Origin of the sequence: Pseudomonas serboccidentalis (genome assembly GCF_028830055.1) — a bacterium.
Lineage (GTDB): Bacteria > Pseudomonadota > Gammaproteobacteria > Pseudomonadales > Pseudomonadaceae > Aquipseudomonas > Aquipseudomonas serboccidentalis.
The window spans coordinates 490,162-513,533 of sequence record NZ_CP101655.1; the positions used below are offsets into that span (position 1 = coordinate 490,162).

The 23,372-nt window shown below is 59.8% G+C and carries 19 protein-coding genes; 18 read left to right on the plus strand and 1 reads right to left on the minus strand.

Annotated features, from left to right (window positions below; all coding sequences use genetic code 11):
* Nucleotides 1–22: 22 nt before the first annotated feature.
* The 16 genes from rseP (at nucleotide 23) to ispD (ending at nucleotide 20,033) form a co-directional block, all read left to right on the plus strand.
* Complete coding sequence (gene rseP / locus NN484_RS02115; RefSeq protein ID WP_215501422.1) at nucleotides 23–1,375, plus strand: sigma E protease regulator RseP; 1,353 nt, start codon at nucleotides 23–25, stop codon at nucleotides 1,373–1,375.
* A 74-nt stretch (nucleotides 1,376–1,449) separates the two neighbouring features.
* On the plus strand, nucleotides 1,450–3,840 hold the full coding sequence (gene bamA, locus NN484_RS02120; protein WP_215501423.1) for an outer membrane protein assembly factor BamA: 2,391 nt from the start codon (nucleotides 1,450–1,452) through the stop codon (nucleotides 3,838–3,840).
* 45 nt (nucleotides 3,841–3,885) lie between these two features.
* Entirely contained in the window at nucleotides 3,886–4,389 is a 504-nt protein-coding gene (locus NN484_RS02125) for an OmpH/Skp family outer membrane protein (RefSeq protein WP_003222140.1), read from the plus strand.
* Nucleotides 4,390–4,392: 3 nt separating this feature from the next.
* Complete coding sequence (gene lpxD / locus NN484_RS02130) at nucleotides 4,393–5,448, plus strand: UDP-3-O-(3-hydroxymyristoyl)glucosamine N-acyltransferase (RefSeq protein WP_215501424.1); 1,056 nt, start codon at nucleotides 4,393–4,395, stop codon at nucleotides 5,446–5,448.
* 106 nt (nucleotides 5,449–5,554) lie between these two features.
* Nucleotides 5,555–5,995 carry a 3-hydroxyacyl-ACP dehydratase FabZ gene (gene fabZ / locus NN484_RS02135; RefSeq protein ID WP_003222142.1) on the plus strand — a complete coding sequence of 147 codons (441 nt, stop codon included), beginning with the start codon at nucleotides 5,555–5,557 and terminating at the stop codon, nucleotides 5,993–5,995.
* Nucleotides 5,992–6,768, plus strand: coding sequence for an acyl-ACP--UDP-N-acetylglucosamine O-acyltransferase (gene lpxA, locus NN484_RS02140; RefSeq protein WP_127650705.1), 777 nt, complete (start codon nucleotides 5,992–5,994; stop codon nucleotides 6,766–6,768). Before fabZ ends, lpxA begins: the two co-directional genes overlap by 4 nt.
* Nucleotides 6,769–6,770: 2 nt before the next feature.
* On the plus strand, nucleotides 6,771–7,901 hold the full coding sequence (gene lpxB, locus NN484_RS02145) for a lipid-A-disaccharide synthase (RefSeq protein WP_215501425.1): 1,131 nt from the start codon (nucleotides 6,771–6,773) through the stop codon (nucleotides 7,899–7,901).
* A gap of 11 nt (nucleotides 7,902–7,912) precedes the next feature.
* Nucleotides 7,913–8,539, plus strand: a complete 627-nt coding sequence (gene rnhB, locus NN484_RS02150) for a ribonuclease HII (protein WP_064586190.1) — start codon at nucleotides 7,913–7,915, stop codon at nucleotides 8,537–8,539.
* A 76-nt stretch (nucleotides 8,540–8,615) separates the two neighbouring features.
* Nucleotides 8,616–12,137, plus strand: a complete 3,522-nt coding sequence (gene dnaE / locus NN484_RS02155) for a DNA polymerase III subunit alpha (protein ID WP_127650702.1) — start codon at nucleotides 8,616–8,618, stop codon at nucleotides 12,135–12,137.
* A gap of 139 nt (nucleotides 12,138–12,276) precedes the next feature.
* Complete coding sequence (locus NN484_RS02160; protein WP_127650700.1) at nucleotides 12,277–13,224, plus strand: acetyl-CoA carboxylase carboxyltransferase subunit alpha; 948 nt, start codon at nucleotides 12,277–12,279, stop codon at nucleotides 13,222–13,224.
* 124 nt (nucleotides 13,225–13,348) lie between these two features.
* Entirely contained in the window at nucleotides 13,349–14,677 is a 1,329-nt protein-coding gene (gene tilS, locus NN484_RS02165; RefSeq protein WP_274658511.1) for a tRNA lysidine(34) synthetase TilS, read from the plus strand.
* Between the two features lie 274 nt (nucleotides 14,678–14,951).
* Nucleotides 14,952–16,583: a CTP synthase gene (gene pyrG, locus NN484_RS02170; RefSeq protein ID WP_103303023.1), complete on the plus strand. Its 1,632-nt coding sequence runs from the start codon at nucleotides 14,952–14,954 to the stop codon at nucleotides 16,581–16,583.
* Nucleotides 16,584–16,587: 4 nt separating this feature from the next.
* Nucleotides 16,588–17,433, plus strand: coding sequence for a 3-deoxy-8-phosphooctulonate synthase (gene kdsA, locus NN484_RS02175; protein ID WP_098967470.1), 846 nt, complete (start codon nucleotides 16,588–16,590; stop codon nucleotides 17,431–17,433).
* Between the two features lie 156 nt (nucleotides 17,434–17,589).
* Nucleotides 17,590–18,879, plus strand: a complete 1,290-nt coding sequence (gene eno / locus NN484_RS02180) for a phosphopyruvate hydratase (protein ID WP_003222156.1) — start codon at nucleotides 17,590–17,592, stop codon at nucleotides 18,877–18,879.
* 171 nt (nucleotides 18,880–19,050) lie between these two features.
* A complete protein-coding gene (ftsB, locus tag NN484_RS02185; RefSeq protein ID WP_007908838.1) occupies nucleotides 19,051–19,329 on the plus strand; it encodes a cell division protein FtsB in 279 nt (92 codons plus the stop codon).
* A complete protein-coding gene (gene ispD, locus NN484_RS02190; protein WP_127650696.1) occupies nucleotides 19,326–20,033 on the plus strand; it encodes a 2-C-methyl-D-erythritol 4-phosphate cytidylyltransferase in 708 nt (235 codons plus the stop codon). The genes ftsB and ispD overlap by 4 nt, the downstream gene beginning before the upstream one ends.
* Before the next feature lie 117 nt (nucleotides 20,034–20,150).
* Here the strand turns inward: ispD and NN484_RS02195 are convergent, their stop codons facing one another.
* Nucleotides 20,151–21,047 (minus strand): LysR family transcriptional regulator, encoded by an 897-nt coding sequence (locus NN484_RS02195; protein ID WP_127650694.1) that lies wholly within the window; start codon nucleotides 21,045–21,047, stop codon nucleotides 20,151–20,153.
* 117 nt (nucleotides 21,048–21,164) lie between these two features.
* Between NN484_RS02195 and NN484_RS02200 the strand changes: the two genes are divergently transcribed.
* Together NN484_RS02200 and fghA are read left to right on the plus strand one after the other, a co-directional pair.
* Nucleotides 21,165–22,277, plus strand: a complete 1,113-nt coding sequence (locus tag NN484_RS02200) for an S-(hydroxymethyl)glutathione dehydrogenase/class III alcohol dehydrogenase (protein ID WP_008081726.1) — start codon at nucleotides 21,165–21,167, stop codon at nucleotides 22,275–22,277.
* Between the two features lie 90 nt (nucleotides 22,278–22,367).
* Nucleotides 22,368–23,228, plus strand: coding sequence for an S-formylglutathione hydrolase (gene fghA, locus NN484_RS02205; RefSeq protein WP_215501698.1), 861 nt, complete (start codon nucleotides 22,368–22,370; stop codon nucleotides 23,226–23,228).
* Nucleotides 23,229–23,372: the final 144 nt, after the last annotated feature.

The following is a 23,372-nucleotide window of genomic DNA, read 5'->3' on the forward strand; positions in this document are numbered from 1 at the left end:
AACAGGATTGCGGAGAAAGTAGATGAGCGCGCTCTATATGATTGCCGGCACCCTGATCGCTTTGGGTGTGCTGGTCACCTTTCACGAATTCGGCCATTTCTGGGTCGCGCGTCGCTGTGGCGTCAAGGTTTTGCGTTTTTCCGTGGGCTTCGGCATGCCCCTGTTGCGCTGGCACGACAAGCAGGGCACCGAGTTTGTCGTCGCCGCGATTCCGCTGGGCGGCTACGTCAAAATGCTCGATGAGCGTGAAGGCGAAGTGCCGGCCGACCAGCTTCATCAGTCCTTCAATCGCAAATCGGTTCGCCAGCGTATCGCCATTGTCGCGGCTGGGCCGATCGCCAACTTCCTGCTGGCCCTGGTGTTTTTCTGGGTGCTGGCCATGCTCGGCAGCGAGCAGATCCGCCCGGTCATCGGTGCCGTCGAATCCGGCAGCATCGCGGCCAGGGCCGGTTTGAGTGCCGGCCAGGAAATCGTCGCCATCGATGGTGAGCCGACGTCCGGCTGGGCTGCCGTCAATCTGCAGCTGGTCCGGCGTCTGGGGGAGAGCGGTTCCCTGCAGTTGCTCGTGCGCGAGCAGGATTCGACCGCAGAGACTCCTCGCGAGCTGGCGCTGGATCATTGGCTCAAAGGGGCCGACGAGCCCGATCCGATCCGCTCGCTCGGCATTCGCCCATGGCGTCCGGCCTTGCCTCCGGTGCTGGCCGAACTCGATCCAAAAGGTCCGGCGCACGCCGCTGGTCTGAAAACCGGTGACCGTCTGCTGTCGCTCGACGGCCAGGCGCTGGGTGACTGGCAGCAGGTGGTCGATACCGTTCGTACGCGTCCTGATACCAAAATCATGCTGCGCATCGAGCGCGACGGTGCTCAAATCGACATCCCGGTGACCCTGGCGGCACGCGGCGAAAGCAAGTCGCCGAGCGGTTATCTCGGGGCTGGCGTAAAGGCCGTAGACTGGCCGCCGGAAATGATCCGCGAAGTCAGTTATGGTCCGCTGGCCGCGATTGGCGAGGGTGCCCGTCGTACCTGGACCATGAGCATCCTGACGCTGGACTCACTGAAGAAAATGCTGTTTGGCGAGCTCTCGGTAAAAAACTTGAGTGGGCCGATAACCATTGCTAAAGTGGCGGGCGCTTCTGCCCAGTCGGGCGTTGCTGATTTCCTGAATTTCCTTGCTTATCTGAGTATTAGCCTGGGGGTTCTGAATTTGCTGCCCATTCCTGTACTGGATGGGGGGCATTTGTTGTTTTATCTGATTGAGTGGGTGCGTGGTCGCCCCTTGTCGGATCGGGTGCAAGGTTGGGGGGTGCAGATCGGTATCAGTTTGGTGGTCGGAGTGATGTTGCTTGCTCTGGTCAATGATCTGGGTCGACTGTAAAGCTTCGCTGAATTGCGAATCTGCCGCATTTTGCGGCAGTTTGTTTATTGCCAGTTGGAATAAGAAAGGACTTCATGAAACGTCTGCTGCTAACTGCGGTTCTCACCGTATTGATGATCGCCGAAGTTCACGCCGAGTCCTTCACTATCTCTGATATTCGCGTCAACGGCCTCCAGCGGGTCTCCGCGGGTAGCGTGTTTGGTGCCTTGCCGTTGAACGTCGGCGAGCAGGCGGATGATCGTCGCCTGGTGGAATCCACTCGTGCGTTGTTCAAAACCGGTTTCTTTCAAGATATCCAGCTGGGCCGCGAAGGCAACGTTCTGGTGATCACGGTCGTCGAACGTCCGTCGGTCGCCAGTATCGAGATCGAAGGCAACAAGGCGATCTCCACTGAAGACCTGATGAAAGGCCTCAAGCAGTCCGGTCTGTCCGAAGGTGAAATCTTCCAGCGCGCCACCCTTGAAGGTGTTCGTAACGAGCTGCAACGTCAGTACGTTGCCCAGGGCCGTTACTCGGCAACGGTCGATACCGAAGTGGTGTCGCAGCCGCGTAACCGCGTTGCGCTGAAAGTGAAGATCAACGAAGGCACCGTGGCTGCCATCCAGCACATCAACGTGGTGGGTAACACGGTCTTCCCTGATGACGACCTGATCGACCTGTTCGAGCTGAAAACCACCAACTGGCTGTCGTTCTTCAAGAACGACGACAAGTACGCCCGTGAAAAACTGTCCGGTGACCTGGAGCGTCTGCGTTCCTACTACCTGGACCGCGGCTACATCAACATGGATATCGCTTCGACCCAGGTGTCCATCACCCCGGACAAGAAGCACGTCTACATCACCGTCAACATCACCGAAGGCGAGAAGTACACCGTACGTGACGTCAAACTCAGCGGTGACCTGAAAGTTCCTGAAGACCAGATCAAGTCGCTGTTGCTGGTGCAGAAAGGCCAGGTGTTCTCGCGCAAGCTGATGACCACCACGTCTGAACTGATCACCCGCCGCCTGGGTAACGAGGGCTACACCTTCGCCAACGTCAACGGCGTACCGCAGCCGCATGACGACGATCACACCGTGGACATCCTGTTCGCCGTCGACCCGGGCAAGCGTGCCTACGTCAACCGCATCAACTTCCGTGGCAACACCAAGTCCGAAGACGAAGTGCTGCGTCGCGAAATGCGTCAGATGGAAGGTGGCTGGGCTTCGACCTACCTGATCGATCAGTCCAAGACCCGTCTTGAGCGTCTGGGCTTCTTTAAAGAAGTGAACGTTGAGACGCCGGCTGTTCCGGGTGTCGACGACCAGGTGGACGTGAACTACGCCGTTGAAGAACAGGCTTCCGGTTCGATCACCGCCAGCGTCGGTTTCGCCCAGAGCGCCGGTCTGATCCTCGGCGGTTCGATCACCCAGAACAACTTCCTCGGTACCGGTAACCGCGTCAGCGTCGGCCTGACCCGCAGCGAATACCAGAGCCGCTACAACTTCGGTTACGTTGACCCGTACTGGACCGCCGATGGCGTGAGCCTGGGTTACAACGCGTTCTATCGCACCACCGACTACAAAGATCTCAACATCGACGTAGCCAGCTATGCGGTAGACAGCCTGGGTGCCGGCGTCAACGTTGGCTACCCGATCAGCGAGACTTCGCGCCTGACCTTCGGTCTGTCTGCTCAGCAGGACAAGATCAAGACCGGTCAGTACACCGTTGACGAGATCTTCGACTTCGTTAACAAAGAAGGCGATCAGTATCTGAACTTCAAGGCTTCGGCTGGCTGGTCCGAGTCGACCCTGAACAAGGGCGTATTGCCGACCCGTGGTCGTTCCCAGAGCCTGACCCTGGAAACCACCATTCCGGGCAGCGACCTGTCGTTCTACAAACTCGACTACCGTGGTCAGTTGTTCCAGCCGATTACCGAAAACTATACCCTGCGTCTGCACACCGAGCTGGGTTATGGCGACGGTTATGGTTCGACCGACGGCTTGCCGTTCTATGAAAACTACTATGCTGGTGGTTTCAACTCGGTTCGTGGCTTCAAGGACAGCACCTTGGGTCCTCGTAGTACTCCGAGTCGTGGTCAGGGGGTTACTGGTAACGTCGGTACGATTGCCGACCCCGATCAGGATCCATTGCCATTCGGTGGTAACGTGCTGATTCAGGGCGGTGCTGAGGTCCTGTTCCCGCTGCCATTCGTGAAGGATCAGCGCTCGCTGCGTACTTCGGTATTCTGGGATGTGGGTAACGTATTCGACTCCAAGTGCCAGAAGACGACTAACGCGACCGTAGGCTCCACGTCATCCACGCAGTGCAACGACATCAGCCTGAGCAACATGGCCAGTTCCGTTGGTGTGGGTGTGACCTGGGTCACCGCACTGGGTCCGCTGAGTTTTGCTCTGGCGATGCCGGTCAAGAAACCGGATAACGCTGAAACTCAAGTGTTCCAATTCTCCCTCGGCCAGACGTTCTAAGCGTCTGACCCAAGATAACGACAATGGATTTTGTAGGAGTGCATCGTGCGTAAGTTGACTCAATTGGTTCTCCTGGCCTCCGTACTGGTGGCAGGCCCGGCGTTCGCCGACATGAAAATCGCCGTTCTGAACTATCAGATGGCGCTGCTCGAATCCGACGCGGCCAAGAAATACGCCGTGGATGCCGAGAAGAAGTTCGGTCCGCAACTGACCAAGCTCAAGACGCTGGAAAGCAGCGCCAAGGGCATTCAGGACCGTCTGATGGCCGGTGGCGACAAAATGCAGCAGGGCGAGCGTGAGCGTCTGGAGCTTGAATTCAAGCAAAAGGCTCGTGACTTCCAGTTCCAGTCCAAGGAGCTGAACGAAGCCAAGGCTGTTGCCGACCGCGAAATGCTCAAGCAACTGAAGCCGAAACTGGATAGCGCAGTGGAAGAAGTCATCAAGAAAGGTGGTTTTGACCTGGTGTTCGAGCGTGGCGCAGTAATCGATGTCAAGCCTCAGTACGACATCACGCGCCAGGTTATCGAGCGCATGAATCAGCTGAAGTAACCCATGACCGTGACTATCAAGCTCGGCCAGTTGGCCGAGTTCCTCGGCGCCACCCTGCGTGGCGACCCCGAGACGCAAATTACTGGGCTAGCCACCTTGCAGGAGGCTGGCCCAGCTCAGTTGAGCTTTCTGGCAAATCCTCAATATCGCAAATACCTGGCAAGTTGCCAGGCGGCTGCGCTGTTGCTCAAAGAGGCCGATGCCGACGGTTTTGCCGGCAACGCGCTGGTGGTGCCGGATCCTTACCTGGCTTACGCACGCATCTCGCACCTGTTCGATCCCAAGCCAAAAGCCACTGCGGGTGTTCATCCCACGGCGGTGATTGCGCCGGATGCGGTGGTTGATCCAAGCGCCAGCATTGGCCCGTTCGTGGTGATCGAAGCTGGTGCGCGCATCGGTGCGCAGGTCACCCTGGGCGCCCATTGCGTCATCGGTGCCCGCAGTGAAATCGGTGAGGGTGGCTGGCTCGCTCCGCGGGTGACGCTGTACCACGACGTGCGCATCGGCAAGCGTGTGGTGATCCAGTCCGGTGCCGTGCTCGGCGGTGAAGGCTTCGGTTTTGCCAACGAGAAGGGCATTTGGCAGAAGATCGCCCAGATTGGCGGTGTCACCATCGGCGACGATGTCGAGATTGGCGTGAACACCGCCATCGACCGTGGTGCGCTGGCCGATACCGTGATCGGCAACGGCGTGAAGCTCGACAACCAGATCCAGATCGCCCACAACGTCCAGGTCGGTGATCACACTGCCATGGCGGCGTGCGTCGGGATCTCCGGCAGCACCAAAATCGGCAAGCACTGCATGCTCGCCGGTGGCGTCGGCCTGGTCGGGCATATCGATATTTGCGACAACGTTTTCCTGACCGGGATGACCATGGTGACTCACTCGATTACCGAACCGGGCGCCTACTCTTCCGGCACAGCCATGCAACCAGCGGCCGAATGGCGCAAAAGCGCGGCACGCATCCGTCAGCTCGATGACCTCGCGCGACGTTTGAAGCAGCTGGAAAAGCGCGTTGGGGAAGTGACCCCCGGCGGCAATGCTTCATCTGATGGCTGATACCATTTCCATATCAAGTGTGCACAGCCTCTAGACTGCCTCCTTGATTTGCTAGAGGAGTGCGCGTCAGTCGCGCTCCCAATCTTTACATAGGCTTCCCCCCGAAATGATGGACATCAACGAGATTCGCGAATACCTGCCTCACCGTTACCCGTTCCTGCTAGTGGACCGGGTGGTGGAACTGGACACTGAAGGCAAGCGCATTCGCGCCTACAAGAATGTCAGCATCAATGAGCCATTCTTCAATGGTCACTTCCCGGCGCATCCAATCATGCCGGGCGTGCTGATCATCGAAGCGATGGCCCAGGCTGCCGGGATCCTCGGTTTCAAAATGCTCGACGTGAAACCGGCTGACGGCACCCTGTATTACTTCGTCGGTTCCGACAAGCTGCGCTTCCGTCAGCCGGTTCTGCCGGGTGACCAGTTGATCCTCGAAGCCAAGTTCATCAGCTGCAAGCGTCAGATCTGGAAGTTCGAGTGCCAGGCTTCGGTCGACGGCAAACCGGTCTGCTCTGCTGAAATCATCTGTGCGGAACGCAAACTATGAGTTTGATTGACCCTCGCGCAATCATCGATCCGTCGGCCGTTCTGGCTGACGGCGTTGAGGTCGGCCCGTGGTCGATCATCGGCGCAGGTGTGGAAATCGGCGAGGGCACCGTGATCGGACCGCACGTGGTCCTCAAAGGCCCGACCCGAATCGGCAAGCATAATCGTATCTACCAGTTTTCCTCGGTAGGCGAGGACACGCCCGATCTGAAGTACAAGGGCGAAGAAACCCGCCTGGTGATCGGTGACCACAACGTCATTCGCGAAGGCGTGACCATTCACCGTGGCACCGTGCAGGACCGTTCGGAAACCACGCTGGGCGATCACAACCTGATCATGGCCTATGCCCACATCGGGCATGACAGCGTCATCGGCAATCACTGCATTCTGGTCAACAACACCGCGTTGGCCGGGCATGTGCACGTCGACGACTGGGCGATCCTTTCCGGGTTCACCCTGGTTCACCAGTACTGCCACATCGGCGCGCACAGCTTTTCCGGTATGGGCACCGCAATCGGCAAGGACGTCCCGGCGTTCGTGACCGTGTTCGGTAACCCGGCCGAAGCGCGCAGCATGAACTTCGAGGGTATGCGTCGTCGCGGTTTCAGTGAAGACGCCATCCACGCCCTGCGTCGCGCTTATAAAACCGTGTATCGCCAGGGGTTCACCGTGGAACAGGCGCTGGCCGAACTGGCCGAACCTGCTGCGCAGTTCCCGGAAGTCGCGGTGTTCCGTGACTCGATCCAGTCGTCGACTCGCGGCATCACTCGCTGATCATGGCCAATCTGCGTATTGCGCTGGTGGCGGGCGAAGCTTCCGGTGATATTTTGGGCGCCGGTCTGATGCGCGCCCTCAAGGCGCAACATCCGGCGGTCGAGTTCATCGGCGTCGGCGGCCCGTTGATGCAGGCCGAAGGCCTGACGTCCTACTTCCCCATGGAGCGTCTGTCGGTCATGGGGCTGGTTGAAGTGCTCGGGCGGCTGCGCGAGTTGCTCAAGCGCCGCAAGGACCTGATCGCCACGTTGATTGCCGAGAAACCGGATGTGTTCATCGGCATCGACGCTCCGGATTTCAACCTCAATATCGAACTCAAGCTGCGTCAGGCCGGGATCAAGACCGTGCACTACGTCAGCCCGTCGGTATGGGCGTGGCGGCAGAAGCGCGTGCTGAAGATTCGCGAAGGCTGCGATCTGATGCTGACGCTGTTGCCGTTCGAAGCAAAATTCTACGAAGAGAAGGGCGTACCGGTACGCTTCGTCGGTCACACGCTGGCCGATACCATTCCGCTGCAGGCTGATCGCGCCGCTGCGCGTGCCGAATTGGGCTTGCCCGACGGTCCGCTGGTCGCCTTGATGCCGGGCAGTCGCGGTGGCGAAGTCGGGCGTCTGGGGGCGCTGTTCCTCGACACGGCCGAGCGCCTGCGGGCCATGCGTCCAGGCTTGCGCTTCGTCATACCGTGCGCGAATGCCGAGCGTCGCGCTCAGCTCGAGGAGCTGCTTGCGGGTCGCGACTTGCCGGTAACCCTGCTCGACGGCAAGTCCCATCTGGCGCTGGCGGCGTGCAACGCGGTATTGATCGCCTCCGGTACGGCCACGCTAGAAGCGTTGCTGTACAAACGGCCGATGGTCGTCGCGTATCGCCTGGCGCCGCTGACGTTCTGGATTCTCAAGCGCATGGTCAAGAGCCCGTACGTGTCGCTGCCGAACCTGCTGGCCCAGCGCCTGTTGGTGCCGGAATTGTTGCAGGATGATGCAACGGTCGAGGCGCTGGCGCAGACCCTGTCGCCGCTGATCGAAGGCGGCGAAGAGCAGACCCGTGGCTTCGACGAGATTCACCGCACGTTGCGGCTGGATGCTTCCAATCAGGCGGCGGACGCCGTCCTCAACCTGATCGGTCAATCACGATGAGCAAGAAAGCTATGCAGATGGGCCTGGATTTCACCTTGGTCGCCGAAGTCGAAGAACTGGTGGCCGGCGTCGACGAAGTCGGTCGCGGCCCGTTGTGCGGGGCGGTCGTGACGGCGGCGGTGATCCTCGATCCGAACCGGCCGATCCTCGGTCTCAACGATTCGAAGAAACTCACCGAAGCCAAGCGCGAGAAGCTCTACGACGAGATCATCGAGAAATCCCTGAGCTGGTGCATCGCCCGCGCCGAAGTCGAAGAAATCGACGAGCTGAACATCCTGCACGCCACCATGCTCGCCATGCAGCGCGCGGTGGCCGGGCTGCATGTGCAGCCGAAACTGGCGATGATCGACGGCAACCGCTGCCCGAAACTGCCGATGCGCGCCGAAGCGGTGGTGCAGGGTGATGGCAAGGTGCCGGCTATCGCTGCGGCGTCGATTCTGGCCAAGGTCAGTCGCGACCGTGAAATGGCCGCGTTCGAATTGATCTACCCGGGCTACGGCATTGGCGGCCATAAAGGCTACCCGACGCCCGTTCATCTGGAAGCGTTGGCACGGCTGGGGCCAACGCCGATTCACCGGCGCTCGTTCGCCCCGGTGCGTCAGGCTTACGAGGCACTCGAAGGCCTGACGCAGGTTTAGTCGCAAGGCTGATGTTTTGTTCGAGGCCCGGTACAATCCGGGCCTTGTTGTCTCTATGTAACTGGACAGGATCACTATGCCGGCTTCATTCGTTCATCTACGCCTGCACACTGAATACTCCCTGGTCGACGGGCTGGTGCGGATCAAGCCACTGGTCAAGGCGCTGACTGGCATGAACATGCCGGCTGTGGCGGTCACCGACCAGAACAACATGTGTTCCCTGGTCAAATTCTATAAAAACACCATGGGCGCAGGCATCAAGCCGATCTGCGGCGCCGACCTGTGGCTGTCGAACAAGGATCCGGACGCACCGCTGAGCCGGATCAGTCTGTTGGTGATGAACGCCAAGGGCTATCGCAATCTCACCGAGTTGATTTCCCGCGGCTTCATCGAAGGCCAGCGCAACGGCATGGTCATCGTCGAGCGTGAGTGGGTTGCCGAAGCCAACGAAGGCCTGATCATGTTGTCCGCTGCCAAAGAAGGCGAGATCGGCATGGCCATGATCGGCGGCAACCCGGCCGAGGCCGAGGCGCTGGCGCGGGAATGGATGGCGGTGTTCCCGGATCGCTTCTATCTGGAGATCCAGCGCACCAATCGCCCCAACGATGAAGAGCAACTGCACGGCGCAGTGGCCCTGGCCGACAAGCTCGGCGCGCCGCTGGTGGCGACCAACGATGTGCGTTTCATCAAGCAGGAAGACTTTGCCGCCCACGAAACCCGCGTGTGCATCGGTGAGGGCCGCGCCCTCGACGATCCGCGGCGTTCGAAGAATTACAGCGATCAGCAATACCTCAAAAGCGCCGAGGAAATGGCCGAGCTGTTCAGCGATATTCCCGACGCGATCGAAAACACCGTCGAGATTGCCAAGCGCTGCAACATTGAAGTGAAGCTGGGCACGCACTTCCTGCCCAACTTCCCGATTCCCGATGGCATGACCATCGACGAATACTTCCGCAAAGTCTCTTTCGACGGTCTCGAAGAGCGCCTCGCGGTGCTGCTGCCCAAGGACACCACCGAAGACTACGAAGCCAAGCGTCAGGTCTACGTCGACCGGCTGAATTTCGAGCTGGATATCATCATCCAGATGGGCTTCCCCGGTTACTTCCTGATCGTGATGGACTTTATCCAGTGGGCCAAGAACAACGGCGTACCGGTGGGGCCAGGCCGGGGGTCGGGTGCCGGCTCGCTGGTGGCTTACGTGCAGAAGATCACGGACCTGGATCCGCTGGAATACGACCTGCTGTTCGAACGTTTCCTTAACCCGGAACGGGTTTCGATGCCCGACTTCGACGTCGACTTCTGCATGGACGGTCGTGACCGGGTGATCGACTACGTGGCAGAGAAGTACGGTCGCAACGCGGTCAGCCAGATCATCACCTTCGGTTCCATGGCCGCCAAGGCTGTGGTGCGCGACGTGGCGCGGGTGCAGGGCAAGTCCTACGGCCTGGCGGATCGTCTGTCGAAGATGATTCCGTTCGAAGTCGGCATGACCCTGGAAAAAGCCTACGAACAGGAAGAGATCCTGCGTGACTTCATCAAGGTCGATGAAGAAGCGGCAGAAATCTGGGAGATGGCGCGCAAGCTTGAAGGCGTTGTGCGTAACGTCGGTAAACACGCCGGTGGTGTGGTAATCGCCCCGACCAAGCTGACCGACTTCTCGCCGATCTACTGCGACGAGGCCGGTGACGGCCTGGTAACCCAGTTCGACAAGGACGACGTGGAGGCGGCCGGTCTGGTGAAGTTCGACTTCCTCGGCCTGCGGACCCTGACGATCATCGACTGGGCGCTGAAAACCATCAACCGCGACCGCGCCAAGGTTGGCGAAGCACCGCTGGACATCGCGTTTATCCCGCTCGACGACAAGCCGACGTACAGCCTGCTGCAGAAAGCCGAAACCACAGCGGTGTTCCAGCTTGAATCGCGCGGCATGAAGGAGCTGATCAAAAAGCTCAAGCCCGACTGCCTGGAAGACTTGATCGCACTGGTGGCGCTGTTCCGTCCGGGCCCGCTGCAGTCCGGCATGGTGGACGACTTCATCAACCGTAAGCACGGTCGCGCCGAACTGGCGTACCCGCACTCGGACTACCAGTACGAAGGCCTCAAGCCGGTACTGGCGCCGACATACGGCATCATCCTGTATCAGGAACAGGTGATGCAGATCGCCCAGGTCATGGCCGGTTACACCCTCGGTGGTGCGGACATGCTGCGTCGAGCCATGGGTAAGAAGAAACCCGAGGAAATGGCCAAGCAGCGCGGCGGTTTCATTGAGGGTTGCGCGACCAACAATATCGATGCCGACCTCGCCGGTAACATCTTTGACCTGGTAGAGAAATTCGCCGGTTACGGCTTCAACAAATCCCACTCGGCTGCCTACGGCCTGGTGTCCTATCAGACCGCCTGGCTGAAAGCTCACTACCCGGCGCCGTTCATGGCCGCGGTACTCTCGGCGGATATGCACAACACCGACAAGGTCGTGACCTTGATCGAGGAAGTGCGCACGATGAAGCTGCGCCTCGACGCGCCGGACGTGAACACCTCCGAGTTCAAGTTCACGGTGAACGACGACGGCCGCATCGTGTATGGCCTCGGTGCGATCAAAGGCGTCGGCGAAGGCCCGGTGGAAGCAATCACCGAGGCGCGTCAGGAGGGGCCGTTCAAGGACCTGTTCGACTTCTGCGCCCGGGTCGACCTCAAGCGCATCAACAAGCGGACGCTGGACGGCTTGATCCGCAGCGGTGCACTGGATCGCCTCGGCCCGTACTTCCACGACGAGCAAAAGGCTTATCAGGCCAATATCGACCGCAACCGCGCCGTGCTGCTGGCGGCGATGGAAGAGGCGATCAAGGCTGCCGAGCAGACGGCTCGCACTCATGACAGTGGCCACGCCGACCTGTTTGGCGGGTTGTTCGTCGAAGAAGATGCCGACGTTTATGCAAGCCACCGCAAGGCCAAGGAGCTGACCCTCAAGGAACGTCTCAAGGGTGAGAAAGACACTCTGGGCCTGTACCTCACCGGTCACCCGATCGACGAATACGAAGGCGAGATTCGCCGTTTCGCCCGTCAGCGCATCATCGACCTGAAACCGGCTCGTGATACCCAGACGGTCGCCGGGATGATCATTGCCCTGCGGGTAATGAAGAACAAGAAGGGCGACAAGATGGGGTTCATCACCCTCGACGACCGCTCGGGGCGGATCGAGGCGTCGTTGTTTGCCGATGCGTTCCATTCCGCGCAGTCGCTGTTGCAGACCGACGCGATGGTGGTGGTCGAAGGCGAAGTCAGCAACGATGACTTCTCCGGCGGCCTGCGCCTGCGGGTCAAGCGGGTGATGAGCATGGAGGATGCGCGCACCAATCTCGCCGAAAGTCTGCGTTTGAAGCTGCAGACTCAGGACTTGAAGGGTGATCAGCTACGCTGGTTGGGCGAGCTGCTCAAGCGTCACCGCGGGGCGTGCCCGATCACCATGGAGTACACCAGCCCCGATGCGAAGACCTTGCTGCAGTTCGGCGAGACCTGGCGAATCGACCCGGCGGATGCCTTGATTCAAGCCCTGCGTGACCAGTTCGGGCGAGACAACGTCTTCCTCCAATACCGTTGACCGGCAGGTGCCATCATTGCACCTGTCCACAACCTGAATTTTTAATCTCGACCTCAGCGCGCCTCTCCCTTAAGGTAGGGCGCGAATAGACAACCGGCCGGCCCAAGCTCACTTGGGACACGACCCAAGACGGACGCCTATGAACCCGAATTTTCTAGATTTCGAACAGCCGATCGCCGACCTGCAAGCCAAGATCGAAGAGTTGCGCTTGGTCGGTAATGACAATTCGCTGAATATCGGCGATGAGATCTCCCGCCTGCAGGACAAGAGCCGCACGCTGACCGAAGACATCTTCGGCAAGCTGACCAGCTGGCAGATCGCTCGCCTGGCGCGTCACCCGAAACGCCCGTACACCCTGGACTACATCGAGCACATCTTCACCGAGTTCGACGAACTGCACGGTGACCGTCACTTCTCCGACGACGCGGCCATTGTTGGCGGCGTGGCACGTCTGGAAGACCAGCCAGTGATGGTGATCGGTCACCAGAAGGGCCGTGAAGTGCGCGAGAAGGTACGCCGCAACTTCGGCATGCCGCGTCCTGAAGGCTACCGCAAGGCCTGCCGTCTGATGGAGATGGCCGAGCGTTTCAAAATGCCGATCCTGACCTTCATCGACACCCCGGGTGCCTACCCGGGCATCGACGCCGAAGAGCGCAACCAGAGCGAAGCGATCGCCTGGAACCTGCGCGTGATGTCGCGCCTGAAAACCCCGATCATCGCCACCGTTATTGGTGAAGGTGGTTCCGGCGGTGCACTGGCCATCGGTGTATGCGACCAGCTGAACATGCTGCAGTATTCGACCTACGCGGTGATCTCGCCGGAAGGTTGCGCTTCGATTCTGTGGAAGACCGCCGAAAAAGCGCCGGACGCTGCTGAAGCGATGGGCATCACCGCTGAGCGCCTGAAAGGCCTGGGCATCGTCGACAAGGTGATCGGCGAGCCATTGGGCGGCGCCCACCGTGATCCGGCTGCTGCCGCTGCTTCGATCCGCGCGGAGCTGAGCTCGCAACTGGCGATGCTGAAGAAGTTCGACAACGAAGCGCTGCTCAAGCGCCGTTATGATCGACTGATGAGCTACGGTCTCTAAGTCGACGGAAGTACCTCTGTAGGAGCTGCCGCAGGCTGCGATCTTTTGATTTTGCTGTATCAAGATCAAAAGATCGCAGCCTGCGGCAGCTCCTACAGGGTTCTTTATGAAGCGAACCATCTCTATGAATTCTTCGAAGAGTGATTTGCCGTCGCGGCTTATGTTGAGCCTTGAGCCTTGGCGCAACGCCGCTCATTGGCGTATCGCTTTCTCCGGCGGTCTCGACTCCACCGTCCTGCTGCATCTGCTTGCCGATCTCGCCAGACACCATTCCCTGCCGGCGCTGAGCGCCATCCATATCCACCACGGTCTCCAGGCGGCGGCTGATGCGTGGCCGCAGCATTGTCAGTCGGCCTGCGATGCGCTGGGCGTTCCTTTGCAGGTCGTTCGGGTGGCGGTGCAACCCGGCGCCAGCCTTGAACGGGCGGCGCGGGAAGCTCGTTATGCGGCGTTCACCTCGCTGACGGAGGCGGGTGACGTGCTGCTGACCGGGCAGCACCGTGACGATCAGGCCGAAACCCTGCTGTTTCGCCTGATGCGCGGTGCCGGCGTTCGCGGTCTCTCGGCGATGCCGGCGCAGCGACCGTTGGGGCAGGGCACGCTGCTGCGGCCATTGCTCGACGTCACGCGTGCCGAGCTTGAAACGTACGCCCTGGCGCATCAACTGAGCTGGATCGAAGACCCGTCGAATGAAGATCGGCAATTCTCCCGCAACTACCTGCGTCATCAAGTGCTGCCTCGATTGACCGAGCGCTGGCCGCAGGCGCAGGCGAGCATGGCCCGCAGCGCGGCGCATCTACGCGAGGCGCAAGGCTTGCTCGATGAGCTGGCGCAGATCGATCTGGCGCAAGCCGCTACGCCGAGTGAGTTTCACTGGCTGGGCTTGCCGTCGCTGGCATTGGCACCGCTGGCAACATTGTCCGCCGCTCGTCAGCGCAACGCGCTCAGCCATTGGCTCGAACCGCTGACCCGGCTGCCGGACACTGACCATTGGTCGGGTTGGACAAGCCTGTGCGACGCCGCCAACGATGCGTCCCCAGTCTGGCGCCTGGCCGATGGCCAATTGCACCGCAGCGCCGGCCGGATATGGTGGCTGAGCGGCGACTGGCTGCGTGTGCCAGCGGTCAGTGCCGAGTGGCGTGACCCGTCGACAGCGCTACGCTTGCCGAATAACGGGCGTGTCATGTTCAGCGGGCAGACTCCCGTCGGGCCGTTGCAGATTCGCTATCGGCAGGGCGGCGAAATGATGCATCTGGCGGAGCGCGGCCACCGCGATCTCAAGCGCCTGCTCAATGAGCGCGCGGTGCCGGCCTTCGTCCGTGGCAGATTGCCGCTGCTGTTTGGCGGCGAAAAATTGCTCGCGGTGGCGAACCTGCCGGGCCTTGACGGGCATGGGCAGGGCGGCTGGAAATTGCATTGGCAGCCAACAGACGAAGATCAAGGTTTGAGATGAAAGGGGCATTCCGGTAGACTACGCTCCCTTCTTGATACAACTTCTGTGGATTCGCCTGAATTGCAGGAGTTGCCGATTACCAAGCAGTCTTTGCTGGGCGATTCCAAAAAATGTGTAGCGAGCAACGTACCGGTGTTTCATCTGCCGGTCTGTCCCAACGCGGCGGTTTTTTTGAAAGGTGCACTGTGATTAATGCAGGTGATCGGGGGCTTCGGCCTTCCTTCGCTTTCCCCGGCGGCTCGTACCGCTTTAACGCAGACTTCTAGGGTTTTTCATGACGCGCTACATATTCGTCACGGGCGGTGTTGTTTCTTCATTGGGGAAAGGCATTGCCTCGGCTTCATTGGCGGCTATCCTGGAGGCGCGGGGGCTTAAGGTCACCATGCTGAAGCTGGATCCGTACATCAACGTCGATCCAGGCACCATGAGTCCGTTCCAGCACGGTGAAGTGTTCGTCACCCACGACGGCGCCGAGACCGACCTGGACCTGGGCCACTACGAGCGGTTCATCCGCACGACCATGACCCAGAACAACAACTTCACCACCGGCCGTGTCTACGAGCACGTGCTGCGCAAAGAGCGTCGTGGTGACTACCTGGGTGCAACCATCCAGGTGATTCCGCACATCACCGACGAAATCAAGCGCCGCATCATCAAGGGTGCCGGTGACGCTGACGTGGCGATGGTCGAGATCGGTGGCACCGTCGGTGACATCGAATCGCAACCGTTCCTCGAAGCCATCCGCCAGTTGCGTTTCGAAGTCGGCGCCAAGCGCGCGATGCTGATGCACCTGACGCTGGTGCCGTACATCGCCACTGCCGGCGAAACCAAAACCAAACCGACCCAGCACTCCGTCAAGGAACTGCGTTCGATCGGCCTGCAGCCAGACGTGCTGGTGTGCCGTTCCGATCACCCGATCGATGTGTCCTCGCGTCGCAAGATCGCGCAGTTCACCAACGTTGAAGAACGTGCGGTGATCGCGCTGGAAGACGCCGATACCATCTACAAGATCCCGGGCATCCTGCACTCGCAGGGTCTGGATGATTTTGTTGTCGAGCGCTTTGGCCTGCAATGCGGCAGTGCTGACCTGTCCGAGTGGGAAGCGGTGGTTGACGCCAAGCTGAACCCGGAACACGAAGTCACCATCGCGATGGTCGGCAAGTACATGGAGCTGCTGGACGCCTACAAGTCGCTGATCGAAGCGATGAGTCACGCCGGCATCAGCAACCGTACCAAGGTCAACCTGCGCTACATCGATTCCGAAGACATCGAGAACCAGGGCACTGCGCTGCTCGAAGGTGTCGACGCGATTCTGGTACCGGGCGGCTTCGGTCTGCGTGGCGTTGAAGGCAAGATCACTGCCGTTCAGTACGCTCGCGAAAACAAGGTTCCGTACCTGGGCATCTGCCTCGGCATGCAAGTGGCGGTCATTGAGTTCGCCCGTAACGTGATGGGCTGGAAAGACGCCAACTCCACCGAGTTCGATCGCGCCAGCGGCCACCCGGTCGTGGGTCTGATCACCGAGTGGGAAGACGCGACCGGCGCGGTTGAAGTGCGTACCGAAGCCTCCGATCTGGGCGGCACCATGCGTCTGGGCGCTCAGGAATGCCTGCTGGAAGCCGGCTCCAAGGTGCACGATTGCTACGGCAAGGATGTGATTGTCGAGCGTCACCGTCACCGCTACGAAGTGAACAACAACCTGCTGCCACAAATCATCGAAGCCGGCCTGAAAATCTCCGGTCGCTCCGCTGACGCCGCGCTGGTTGAAGTGGTCGAAGCCCCGGATCATCCATGGTTCGTCGCTTGCCAGTTCCACCCTGAGTTCACCTCGACGCCACGTGACGGTCACCCGCTGTTCAGCGGTTTCGTCAAGGCAGCGTTGGCACAACACCAGAAGAAGGCGTAACCCGATGGCACAGAAGATCATCCGCGTTGGCAACATCGAGATCGCCAACGACAAACCCATGGTGCTGTTCGGCGGCATGAACGTGCTGGAAAGCCGCGACATGGCCATGCAGGTTTGCGAAGAGTACGTGAAGGTCACCGAGAAACTCGGTATCCCTTATGTGTTCAAGGCCAGTTTCGACAAGGCCAACCGATCTTCTGTGACCTCCTATCGTGGTCCTGGCCTGGAAGAGGGCATGCGCATCTTCCAGGACATCAAACAAGCCTTCGGTGTGCCGATCATCACCGACGTCCATGAGCCTGACCAGGCCGCGGTCGTCGCTGAAGTCTGCGACATCATCCAGCTGCCGGCCTTCCTGTCGCGCCAGACCGATCTGGTCGTCGCGATGGCCAAGACCAATGCCGTCATCAACATCAAGAAAGCCCAGTTCCTCGCGCCTCAGGAAATGAAACACATCCTGAACAAGTGCGTGGAAGCGGGTAACGATCAACTGATCCTCTGCGAGCGTGGTTCGAGCTTCGGCTACAACAACCTCGTGGTGGACATGCTCGGCTTCGGCATCATGAAGCAGTTCGAGTACCCGGTATTCTTCGACGTGACCCATTCGCTGCAAATGCCTGGCGGTCGTTCCGACTCCGCCGGCGGTCGCCGCGCACAGGTCACCGATCTGGCCAAGGCCGGCATGAGCCAGTCGCTGGCCGGTCTGTTCCTCGAAGCGCACCCGGACCCGGACAACGCCAAATGCGACGGCCCTTGCGCCTTGCGTCTGGACAAACTGGAGCCATTTCTGGCCCAGCTCAAAGCTTTGGACGAACTGGTGAAGAGTTTTCCGACGGTAGAAACCGCGTAAAGCTCATTTCTCCGGTAAAGTACCGCACGATTTGTCGCACATGCCCTCGGGTATGTGCGTTGTCGTCTGCAAGCTGCCCGCTGCACACCACTTGCCGACGGTAAAAAGATTTCCTCTAGCTGCGTCGTTTTCGTCAACTTTGGAGTGTTTACAACAATGGCAAAAATCGTCGACATCAAAGGTCGTGAAGTTCTCGACTCCCGTGGCAATCCCACCGTGGAAGCGGACGTGCTTCTCGACAACGGCATCATCGGCAGCGCTTGCGCGCCGTCCGGTGCATCCACTGGCTCGCGTGAAGCGCTCGAGCTGCGTGATGGCGACAAGAGCCGTTACCTGGGCAAGGGCGTGCTCAAGGCGGTAGCCAACATCAACGGTCCGATCCGCGATCTGCTGCTGGGCACCGACCCAAGCGACCAGAAAGCCCTGGATCACGCGATGATCAAGCTCGACGGTACCGAAAACAAGGCAACCCTGGGCGCCAACGCCATCCTCGCCGTGTCCCTGGCTGCGGCCAAGGCGGCTGCACAGGATCAGGACCTGCCGCTGTACGCACACATCGCCAACCTGAACGGCACTCCGGGTGTGTACTCGATGCCGGTGCCGATGATGAACATCATCAACGGTGGCGAGCACGCCGATAACAACGTCGACATCCAGGAATTCATGGTGCAGCCGGTTGGCGCCAAGACCTTCTCGGAAGGTCTGCGCATGGGCACCGAGATTTTCCATCACCTCAAAGCTGTGCTGAAGGCCCGTGGCCTGAGCACCGCCGTTGGCGACGAAGGCGGTTTCGCACCGAACCTGGCGTCCAACGAAGACGCGCTGAAAGTGATCTCCGAAGCAGTGGCCAACGCCGGTTACAAGCTGGGCACCGACGTGACCCTGGCGCTGGACTGCGCAGCCAGCGAATTCTACGAAGATGGCAAGTACAACCTGTCCGGTGAAGGCCAGGTGTTCACCGCTGAAGGTTTCGCCGACTACCTCAAAGGCCTGACCGAACGTTATCCGATCATCTCGATCGAAGACGGTCTGGACGAGTCCGACTGGGCTGGCTGGAAGATCCTCACCGACAAGATCGGCGAGAAGACCCAACTGGTAGGTGACGACCTGTTCGTGACCAACACCAAGATCCTGAAAGAAGGCATCGATAAAAAGATCGCCAACTCGATCCTGATCAAGTTCAACCAGATCGGCACCCTGACCGAAACCCTGGAAGCCATCCAGATGGCCAAGGCAGCCGGTTACACCGCAGTGATCTCGCACCGCTCGGGCGAAACCGAAGATTCGACCATTGCCGACCTGGCTGTGGGCACCTCGGCTGGCCAGATCAAGACCGGTTCGCTGTGCCGTTCCGACCGTGTTTCCAAGTACAACCAACTGCTGCGTATCGAAGAGCAGTTGAATGGCAAAGCCAAGTACAACGGTCGCAGCGAGTTCCGCGGCTGAGTTGTAAATGGTAAAAAGACACCGGATTGTGTCGGAAAAGTCGTGACAGCGATGGATTTGCCACTAATCTGATGCCTTATATGCACAAGCCTGGATCTTCCAGGCTTCGTGCTATCAGATGTTTCAAAGTTTTGGCGTGGCTGTCTTTTTTCACTGGATACCTGATATTCGATGCGCAGTCCTTACTGGTTGTTTCTCGTTTTGCTCTTGCTGCTGGCCGGTCTGCAGTACCGCCTGTGGGTGGGCAATGGCAGTCTGGCGCAGGTCGCCGAGCTGAATCAGCAGATTGCTGATCAGCACGCCGAGAATGAAGGCCTGCTGGAGCGCAACCGGGTGATGGACGCTGAAGTCAGCGAGCTGAAAAAAGGCATGGAGACCGTTGAAGAACGCGCTCGCCATGAGCTGGGCATGGTCAAGGACGGTGAAACCCTTTACCAGCTGGCCCAATGATCGATTCTCTGCCGGCCTTCTGGGCCGTGATTCCTGCCGCGGGCGTCGGTGCCCGAATGGCCGCGGACCGTCCCAAGCAATACCTGCAACTGGGTGGACGCACAATTCTCGAACACAGCCTCGGCTGTTTTCTGGATCACCCAAGCCTCAAGGGGCTGGTGGTCAGTCTTGCTGTTGACGATCCTTATTGGCCGAACCTGGCGTGCGCCGGTGATTCGCGTATTCAGCGGGTTGAGGGGGGCGCCGAGCGTTCTGCTTCTGTGCTCAACGCCTTGCTGCATCTGCATGCACAAGGTGCCGACGATGAGGATTGGGTGCTGGTGCACGATGCCGCGCGGCCCAACCTGAGTCGCGACGATCTCGACAAGCTGCTGGCCGAGCTGGCAAATGATCCGGTAGGCGGTCTGCTCGCTGTACCGGCGCGCGACACGCTCAAGCGGGTCGACAAGCGCGGTCGCGTGGTCGAAACCGTTGACCGCAGCGTGATCTGGCAGGCCTACACGCCACAGATGTTCCGCCTCGGTGCTTTGCATCGGGCGTTGGCGGACAGTCTGGTGGCCGATGCGCTGATTACCGATGAGGCCTCGGCGATGGAGTGGGCCGGCCTGGCGCCGCGTCTGATCGAAGGGCGGGCGGACAACCTCAAGGTCACCCGGCCGGAAGATCTGGAGTGGTTGCGTCAGCGTTGGGCCAATCGCCGCTGAATTTCTGTGGTGCCTGTTGAATCGCCATCGCGAGCAGGCTCACTCCTACATTTTGAGATGCGTTCCCCTGTAGGAGTGAGCCTGCTCGCGATAGCGCATTTACAGCCAACCCAATACTCATTCCTGATACTCAGGCCGCTCAGCCAACCCTGCCTTCAAGAAATCCACCAGCTTGCGCACCTTCGGCGACAAATGCCGCTGCTGCGGATACAACGCCCACACCGCGGTATTCGGCGGTTGATGCGCCTCGAGCAACGAAATCAGCGCCCCGCTGTGCAAATGCTCAAGCACGTAATAGTCCGGCAACTGACACAACCCGACCCCTTGCAGCGCCGCATCCAGCACCGCTTGCCCACTGTTGCAGCGCCAGTTTCCCTGCACACGCTGGGAAAATTCCCGCCCGTTCTGTTCCAGTTGCCACAGATCCGAGCTGCCGATCAGGCAATTGTGCCGACTCAGTTCCGACAAACTGTGTGGGCGACCGTACCGTTCCAGGTAGGACGGTGACGCGCACAGGTACATGCGCCGTGGCGCCAGCCGAGTGGCGACCAGTCGCGAATCCTGTAGCCGACCCAGGCGGATCGCCAGATCCAATCCCTCATGCACCAGATCGAGTTGGCGATTGCTCAGTTCGATGTCGACACGCAATTGCGGGTATTGCCCCATGAATCGCGTCACCAACGGCACGATGAACCGCTCGCCATAGGCCACGGCGCAGGTCATGCGCAGCATGCCTTTTGGTTCACTGGTCAGGTCGCCGACGGCGCGCAGGGCTTCTTCGCGACCGTCTTGCAGGCGTTGGCAATGCTGCAGAAAGGTCTGCCCGGCTTCGGTCAGGGTGACGCGGCGAGTGCTGCGGTAGAGCAGACGTGTCTGCAAACGCTCTTCCAGCCGTACGATTTGTCGACTGATGTGTGAGGAAGAAACTCCAAGGCGTTCTGCCGCAGCGGTGAATTGGCTGCATTCGGCGACGGCGACGAACTCGTCGATGCCTTCCCAGCGGTTTTCGGACATCGGGATTATCCCTGTGTGGCAATAATGTTTTGCTTTTGTCCTGATTATTCATCAGATAGCGCTGTACTACACTGCCGGTCTGGTTTTTTTATTCAATGGATTCACTGGAGAGTCAGCATGATCAAGTCGCGCGCCGCCGTTGCCTTCGAGGCCAAGAAGCCGCTGGAAATCGTAGAAGTCGATGTCGCCATGCCGAAGGCCGGTGAAGTGTTGCTGCGCGTGGTGGCTTCCGGGGTTTGCCACACTGACGCCTACACCCTGTCCGGTGCTGACCCGGAAGGTATCTTCCCGTCGATCCTCGGCCACGAAGGTGGTGCGATCGTTGAGGCCATCGGCGAAGGCGTGACCTCGGTCGCCGTCGGTGATCACGTGATTCCGCTGTACACCCCGGAATGCGGGCAGTGCAAGTTCTGTAAGTCGGGTAAGACCAACCTGTGTCAGGCAATTCGCGCCACCCAGGGCAAAGGTCTGATGCCGGACGGTACTTCGCGCTTTTCCTACAAGGGCGAAACGATTTTCCACTACATGGGTACCTCGACCTTTTCCGAGTACACCGTGCTCCCGGAAATCTCCGTGGCGAAAATCTCCAAGGATGCGCCGCTGGAAAAGGTCTGCCTGCTTGGTTGCGGCGTGACCACCGGTATCGGTGCGGTGCTCAACACCGCCAAGGTCAAGCCAGGGGACACCGTGGCGATCTTCGGTCTGGGCGGCATCGGCCTGTCCGCCGTGATCGGCGCGGTGAAAGCCAAGGCTGCGCGGATCATCGCCATTGACATCAACCCGGCCAAGTTCGAAATCGCCAAGCAGTTGGGCGCTACTGACTGCGTCAATCCGAAGGATTTTGATCGGCCGATCCAGGAAGTGATCGTCGACATGACCGACGGCGGCGTCGACTTCTCTTTCGAGTGCATCGGCAACGTGCAACTGATGCGCGCAGCGCTGGAGTGCTGCCACAAGGGCTGGGGCGAATCGGTGATCATCGGCGTGGCCGGTGCCGGTCAGGAAATTTCGACCCGTCCATTCCAGTTGGTGACCGGTCGCGTCTGGCGCGGTTCGGCGTTCGGCGGCGTGCGTGGCCGTACCGAACTGCCAAGCTACGTCGACATGGCCCAGAGCGGCGAAATCCCGCTGGATACGTTCATCACCCACACCATGGGCCTGGAAGACATCAACAAGGCTTTCGACCTGATGCACGAAGGCAAGAGCATCCGTACCGTCATTCATTTCTAAAAGCAGCCTCAAGTTACAAGCTTCAAGCTGCAAGTCAGGCCGCTTTTGCCTTTTCTTGAAGCTCGAAGCTTGCCGCTTGCAGCTGGGAGAATCCCCATGAGTCTGGAAAACATCTCCTGTCAGAAAAGTTTCGGCGGTTGGCACAAGCGCTATCGCCACCGCTCCGAGGTGCTCGGCTGCGACATGGTGTTTGCCGTGTACCTGCCGCCGCAAGCGGAGCAGGGCGGTCAGTTGCCGGTGCTGTACTGGTTGTCGGGGCTGACCTGCACAGACGAAAACTTCATGCAGAAAGCCGGGGCGATGCGCATGGCAGCCGAACTCGGTCTGATTATCGTCGCGCCGGACACCAGTCCGCGTGGCCCGGACGTGCCGGGTGATCCGGATGGCGCCTGGGATTTCGGCCTCGGCGCCGGGTTCTACCTGAATGCCACGCAGGAACCCTGGTCGCGGCACTATCGGATGCATGACTATGTCGTGCAGGAATTGCCTTCACTGGTTGAAGCGCATTTCCCGGCATCGGACAAACGCAGCATCAGCGGCCACTCCATGGGCGGTCACGGTGCGTTGGTCTGCGCGCTGCGCAATCCGGGGCGTTACCAATCGGTGTCGGCGTTTTCGCCGATCAACAACCCGATGGATTGCCCGTGGGGGCAGAAAGCATTCTCCCGCTATCTGGGTGAAGACCGCTCCAAGTGGAAAGAGTGGGATGCCTGTGCGCTGATTGCCGAAGCCGACGAGAAATTGCCGCTGTTGGTGGACCAGGGTGATCGCGATGATTTCCTTGAAAACCAGCTCAAACCCGAAGCCCTGCAACAAGCGGCAAAACAAGCGGGTCATCCGCTGACGCTGCGTCTGCAACCGGGTTATGACCACAGCTATTTCTTCATCGCAAGCTTCATTGACGACCACTTGCAGCATCACGCACGCGCCCTGGGGGGTATTCTCAGTTAGTTTCCACTCCGCGCCGGGTCTGCTGTTTTGCAGGGCAAGGCGCGAGAAGCGTGGTTTGGTTGTTCCAAATAAGCTTCGAGCAACGCAGCCCTGCAAAACAGCAGGCCCGGCCCTTCGGGTTGTGCCTTAAAGCGTGCCATGCTG

What these genes read in the sequence shown, in the direction of transcription:
- rseP (WP_215501422.1), top strand. Translation starts at nt 23, where the DNA reads ATGAGCGCGCTCTATATGATTGCCGGCACCCTGATCGCTTTGGGTGTG.
- bamA (WP_215501423.1), top strand. Translation starts at nt 1,450, where the DNA reads ATGAAACGTCTGCTGCTAACTGCGGTTCTCACCGTATTGATGATCGCC.
- lpxD (WP_215501424.1), top strand. Translation starts at nt 4,393, where the DNA reads ATGACCGTGACTATCAAGCTCGGCCAGTTGGCCGAGTTCCTCGGCGCC.
- fabZ (WP_003222142.1), top strand. Translation starts at nt 5,555, where the DNA reads ATGATGGACATCAACGAGATTCGCGAATACCTGCCTCACCGTTACCCG.
- lpxA (WP_127650705.1), top strand. Translation starts at nt 5,992, where the DNA reads ATGAGTTTGATTGACCCTCGCGCAATCATCGATCCGTCGGCCGTTCTG.
- lpxB (WP_215501425.1), top strand. Translation starts at nt 6,771, where the DNA reads ATGGCCAATCTGCGTATTGCGCTGGTGGCGGGCGAAGCTTCCGGTGAT.
- rnhB (WP_064586190.1), top strand. Translation starts at nt 7,913, where the DNA reads ATGCAGATGGGCCTGGATTTCACCTTGGTCGCCGAAGTCGAAGAACTG.
- dnaE (WP_127650702.1), top strand. Translation starts at nt 8,616, where the DNA reads ATGCCGGCTTCATTCGTTCATCTACGCCTGCACACTGAATACTCCCTG.
- NN484_RS02160 (WP_127650700.1), top strand. Translation starts at nt 12,277, where the DNA reads ATGAACCCGAATTTTCTAGATTTCGAACAGCCGATCGCCGACCTGCAA.
- tilS (WP_274658511.1), top strand. Translation starts at nt 13,349, where the DNA reads ATGAATTCTTCGAAGAGTGATTTGCCGTCGCGGCTTATGTTGAGCCTT.
- pyrG (WP_103303023.1), top strand. Translation starts at nt 14,952, where the DNA reads ATGACGCGCTACATATTCGTCACGGGCGGTGTTGTTTCTTCATTGGGG.
- kdsA (WP_098967470.1), top strand. Translation starts at nt 16,588, where the DNA reads ATGGCACAGAAGATCATCCGCGTTGGCAACATCGAGATCGCCAACGAC.
- eno (WP_003222156.1), top strand. Translation starts at nt 17,590, where the DNA reads ATGGCAAAAATCGTCGACATCAAAGGTCGTGAAGTTCTCGACTCCCGT.
- ftsB (WP_007908838.1), top strand. Translation starts at nt 19,051, where the DNA reads ATGCGCAGTCCTTACTGGTTGTTTCTCGTTTTGCTCTTGCTGCTGGCC.
- ispD (WP_127650696.1), top strand. Translation starts at nt 19,326, where the DNA reads ATGATCGATTCTCTGCCGGCCTTCTGGGCCGTGATTCCTGCCGCGGGC.
- NN484_RS02195 (WP_127650694.1), bottom strand. Translation starts at nt 21,047, where the DNA reads ATGTCCGAAAACCGCTGGGAAGGCATCGACGAGTTCGTCGCCGTCGCC.
- NN484_RS02200 (WP_008081726.1), top strand. Translation starts at nt 21,165, where the DNA reads ATGATCAAGTCGCGCGCCGCCGTTGCCTTCGAGGCCAAGAAGCCGCTG.